The organism is Deltaproteobacteria bacterium, assembly GCA_030654105.1.
Lineage (GTDB): Bacteria > Desulfobacterota > SM23-61 > SM23-61 > SM23-61 > JAHJQK01.
The window spans coordinates 1-2,926 of record JAURYC010000118.1 but is presented as its reverse complement, the minus strand read 5'-3'; the positions used below and the strand labels follow the sequence as shown (position 1 = coordinate 2,926).

Sequence of the window (2,926 nt, the reverse complement as noted above, 5' to 3'; positions counted from 1 at the left end):
TTGGCAAGAAACCGTTCAGGAAATGCGAAAAATAGATGAACTGTAGCCGGATTGTAGAAGGTTTAGGTTTAGGTTCAGGTTCAGGTAGAGGATAAACGAAACAGACCATATGGACCAAAAAGACCAAAGTCCCCTCTGACTTAATTTTTAAGTCAATTGTTCATTATCATATCTTTTCGAAAAAGGGTTCTATAGGATGGTTTGTTACTTTTTTGCAAAGGATTCTGGACTTCATTAAAGTATACCAATTATAATATAGTATTTTGATTGGTTAAATTGGTATGATTTTATATTGGGGTTTCTGAAATTTGACGGTCACTGAATATTTAATCCCTTTAGGGGGAAATGCCCGAAAGAGGCATTATCATGAAACTGATAAGGGTAAGATTATCAGCTTTGTTGTTCAATTGGAAGTCTTAGTTGATGACCTATGGGAAGTAGTAATTCGTTATGATTCTACTCACGGGTTTGCTCATATAGACAGATACCATCGGGATGGAAGAAAAGTTAAAAAGGAACTCCCTTTAAAACTTAGGGAAGCCTTAACTTTAGCAGATGAAGATTTAAAAGAAAATTGGAAAACTTATCAAACTATTTTTCTGGAGGGCAAATAGATGATTGAGATCTTAGAGAGAAAGCATGCCATATTAGTTACAGAATTTGATCGTTATGTCGTGGAGCACCCTGAATTTGCAGTGGAAATACCACGAAATGCCCAGATTGTTCTCCAACTTGAAGGAGACGAAGAATATAACCGGTGGAGTAAACAATTAGCTGAGAACCAAAGAGAACCAGGCCAAAAGGTCGTTTATGTAAAGGTGAAGGGGCTCAGACCTGCAAGATCAAGGCTCCTTAAACCTGAAATTGCTGTTGCTTAAATGTTTGTCCAAAAACAGAGATAGGGGTCAGCCATTGACAACGGACATTGGTTCACGTATGCTATGGCTGGCCTTGCGTTTCTACTACAAAGCATGTATCCCCTACCCTCTTGATATAATAACTCTCTGACTTAATTTTTAAGTCAACTTCTTTCCTAACCAAAAAAAATGGCTTGCGGATGATGTCTACGACTCCACCAAGTTTGAAAAAACATTTAATTTTAAGACACAAGTAGAATTGGTTGAAGGCCTTCGCCGTGAAGTCGCCTGGTATCGAACCCAAAAATCCCACATTCGCAGAAAGTGACCTTTTAGTTTATTATGCCTCCTGACTTAATTTTTAAGTCAAATTCTCCAAAACATTATTTGAATTTAACAAGATTGGCCAGATAGACCAAACAAACCCATAAGGTCCGAATAGGCGATTCACTCCGCTAACAACAATGAAACGGACTCAATCAATATAGATAAGATCAACCAAATCTAACGGGAGATAGAAGCTGCTTGGAGAGGGTGTATACCTTCAATCTCTTCCCTGTAACTTTCTTGGATCTCCCACAGATCTACAGCACGCTGAGCATTGAGCCAAAATTCGGGAGTATTGCCAAATAATCGGGACAACCGTAATGCCATGGTCGGTGAAACGCCACGACGTTCACGCAAAAGTTCGTTTACAGTTTGGCGTGAGACCCCCAATCCCTCAGCAAGGCTTGACGCCGTCAATCCATATTCAGGCATAAAATCCTCTCGAAGCATCTCTCCTGGATGGGTGGGTTTTATTTTACGAATCTTTGGATTTTTGATATTCATAGCTCACCTCTCAATGATAATCTGTTATTTCGACATCATAAGCATCACCCTCAATAAAACGAAAACAGATTCGCCATTGATCATTTATAGAAATTGAGTATTCTCCCTCTCGGCGCCCTTTCAAGGCATGAAGACGGTTACTTGGAGGAACCTTCAAATCATCTAGAGCTGTGGCAAGATCTATATATTCCAGTCGTCGGATAGCTCTCTTCAATAAATCAGGGGGAAGCCGTCTTGACTTCCCTGCTATAAAAAGATTTCGTGTATGTATATCTGCAAAGGTTTTAATCACCAAGCTAAATATAACTTGTCACGTGACAATTGTCAATCTTAAAAACGACCTATCCCATGTTGAAGTAATAACGCATTGAACCCGATAAACGAATTATCATACTGCGGGATACTTCGGTGAGCAGTCAGCGCATCCAGACTGAGTTAGGATTCAAGCCGCAGTATGATCTGCGATCAGGTTGGCAAGAAACCGTTCAGGAAATGCGAAGAATGGGTGAGTTGTAAAGATTGAAGGAATTAAATATTTGAGGTTAGGATACTTCCTGACTTACTTTTTAAGTCAACTTCTTCTATATCAGCGAAGATCTATTTGAACGGGGATTATGCCTGATGATATCGTAAAAAGTCAGAAAAGCCGTCACTCCTGCGAAAGCAGTCCGCCTCAGGCGGACAAAACTACTTGAATTAACTTGATTCCCGCTTTCGCGGGAATGACGAAAATGTGGCAAAAAGGACTTTTTACGAAGCCATCATGCCTTCCTTCCGGAACCCAGATGACCGAGGAGGATCTCCATCGAATTGTTACCATCATAAGAAACTGCTGCAAACCAGCAAAAACAAACTTAGCTTAATCCTCCCGACTGAATTTTTCAGTCACTTCATTCATCTTGAAGGTCATTCTGGACTATTCCTTTAGAACATAGGAGACACTTTAGGAAGAGGCCTTCCTTTTTTGGGGTGGGTCCCTCCTGACGGCAATACGTGGCGAAAGATTGGATGAAGGCCAAAACCCATTACGAAGTTTTTAGATTTTTATAGGACGATCACCTCAATTTGATCCACTGCCTCGAAATGTTGATCCCTCGTCAGAAGTGTTCCTCCTACTTCCATGCAACATGCAGCAATCCAGACATCATTAATGGGTATTTTAGTCCCCTTCTTCTCGAGAGATCTATAGATAAAGGCATATTTTCTGGCCACGTCGGCATTCACATCAATAATTTCTA

Annotated in this window: 5 protein-coding genes; 2 read left to right on the top strand and 3 right to left on the bottom strand. The window is 40.4% G+C overall.

What is annotated here, in order from left to right; translation table 11 throughout:
* The first annotated feature begins 308 nt into the window (after window positions 1-308).
* Entirely contained in the window at window positions 309-614 is a 306-nt protein-coding gene (locus tag Q7V48_04490) for a hypothetical protein (GenBank protein MDO9209994.1), read from the top strand.
* Complete coding sequence (locus Q7V48_04485; protein ID MDO9209993.1) at window positions 615-878, top strand: hypothetical protein; 264 nt, start codon at window positions 615-617, stop codon at window positions 876-878.
* Between the two features lie 483 nt (window positions 879-1,361).
* Here the strand turns inward: Q7V48_04485 and Q7V48_04480 are convergent, their stop codons facing one another.
* The 3 genes from Q7V48_04480 to Q7V48_04470 all read right to left on the bottom strand — a co-directional run.
* The gene (locus tag Q7V48_04480; protein ID MDO9209992.1) at window positions 1,362-1,688 is read right to left on the bottom strand and encodes a HigA family addiction module antitoxin; all 327 of its coding nucleotides are present in this window, start codon (window positions 1,686-1,688) and stop codon (window positions 1,362-1,364) included.
* Between the two features lie 10 nt (window positions 1,689-1,698).
* Complete coding sequence (locus Q7V48_04475) at window positions 1,699-1,980, bottom strand: type II toxin-antitoxin system RelE/ParE family toxin (GenBank protein MDO9209991.1); 282 nt, start codon at window positions 1,978-1,980, stop codon at window positions 1,699-1,701.
* Between the two features lie 752 nt (window positions 1,981-2,732).
* The coding region (locus Q7V48_04470; protein ID MDO9209990.1) for a PIN domain-containing protein at window positions 2,733-2,926 on the bottom strand (194 nt) is incomplete at its 5' end.